The organism is Streptomyces tateyamensis (assembly GCF_003205575.1).
GTDB classification, from domain to species: domain Bacteria; phylum Actinomycetota; class Actinomycetes; order Streptomycetales; family Streptomycetaceae; genus Kitasatospora; species Kitasatospora tateyamensis.
Map to the genome: position 1 here is coordinate 1 of NZ_PYBW01000247.1, position 1,465 is coordinate 1,465.

The 1,465-nt window shown below is 67.2% G+C and carries 2 protein-coding genes and 1 pseudogene; all 3 read left to right on the forward strand.

All coding sequences use genetic code 11. The features are described from left to right. Positions 1 to 202: pseudogene (locus tag C7C46_RS35585) on the forward strand (hypothetical protein); the annotation flags it as partial. An 87-nt stretch (positions 203 to 289) separates the two neighbouring features. Next, positions 290 to 691, forward strand: coding sequence for a transposase (locus C7C46_RS33160; RefSeq protein ID WP_245985315.1), 402 nt, complete (start codon positions 290 to 292; stop codon positions 689 to 691). A gap of 98 nt (positions 692 to 789) precedes the next feature. Next, positions 790 to 1,221 (forward strand): hypothetical protein, encoded by a 432-nt coding sequence (locus C7C46_RS35590; protein ID WP_245985316.1) that lies wholly within the window; start codon positions 790 to 792, stop codon positions 1,219 to 1,221. Positions 1,222 to 1,465 lie beyond the last annotated feature (244 nt).

A 1,465-nucleotide genomic window follows, 5' to 3' on the forward strand; every position in this document is an offset into this window, starting at 1 on the left:
TCGTGAAACGCCGAGGCCCGAGCCCGGACTGTTCCGGCTCAAGGCGACCCTCCAGCGGAGCATTAGAGCCCAACTCGACCAGGCCGGCACGAAGAAGCTGACCGCGCGCGTCAACGAGTTCCTGACGGCCGTGGAACAGCTCACCGGCGAACGCGACCAGGTCCGGGACTGGTACAGGATCGCCTACTACTTCGCGGCATGACACGACGACGGCACCGACCAGCCGATCCATGATCTGCTGCGCTGGCAGGTAGGGGAGAAGAAGGGGTGATTAGCCGACCCGAGCCTGGTGGTACTGGATACGCAGAGTGTTCACGCGGCGGCGGGGGCGCCAGCCGCGACGACGGGGCGGGATGCGGCCAAGCGGGTGCCGGGACGCAAGAGAGGTATCGCCGTAGACGTGTTGGGGCTGGTCATCGCGGTGGTGGTGCTGGCGGCCTCGGCGCACGAGAACGCCGCCGGTACCGCTCTGCTGGACCGGGTGGCCGAGCAGGCCGATACGGTGCGTAAGTTTACGGTCGACCAAGGGTTCAAGAACGCGGTCGTCGCCCGTGGCGCCTCGCTGGGCATGGATGTCGAGATCGTCGAGCGCAACCCAGCCGACACGGCAAGGGGTTCGTTCCCAGGCCCGAGCATGGGTGGTGAAGCAGACCTGCGGGATCTTGGTCCTGCACCGCCGTCTGGTCCGTGACTACGAACACCGGCCCGCCACTTCGGAATCGCGCGTGTACTGGGCGATGAGCGACGCGAGAGCGCGTCGGCTGACCGGCACCTTCGCCCCGGCCTGGCGTGACGCATGAGGGGCACGGACGCGGCCAAGCCACTGCTGTAGAAGATCGACATGCAGGAACAGGCCTGACCTGCGAGGCCGAGCAGACCCGGGCGCGGATCGACGAACTCGCCGGACGCCTGCGCGAGCTCGACCAGGAGATCGACCACCTGCGGATCACCCGCAAGACCCTGCTCACCCTCGTTGGCGAACCCGAGGCCGAGCATGCAGTACCGGCGCCCGTTGTGCCGGAGCATCCCACCTACCAGCAGATTCTCGCCGTCTTCGCCGACGCCCGGAAGCCGCTGCGGGCCCGCGACCTGTGCCAGGCCTTGGACCTGCCCATCGTGCCGAACAACACCGAGGGCATCCGCTCCAAGCTCAAGCGCCTGGTCAGCCGCAGCATCCTCACCGAGACCGAGCCCGGCTTGTTCACCCAGCCCCGCTCGTAACCCGGCCACGAACCCACGACCAGCCGACCTCACCCAACCCCCTCGCGAATCACCCTCTCAAATGCCGTCTGAGCCCGAATTCACCGGTCGGTGATCGAGGTGGGGAGGGGATGACGCAAAGAGGTGCCTGCTGAGCTGGGAGGATGGGAGTTCTCTACGCTTCCGTCCGCCCGACCACCAAGGCACCTCTCAAGTGAAATCCTCCCACAGCCCCGCCGCCCTGTTCGCCGCGTTCGACGAGCCG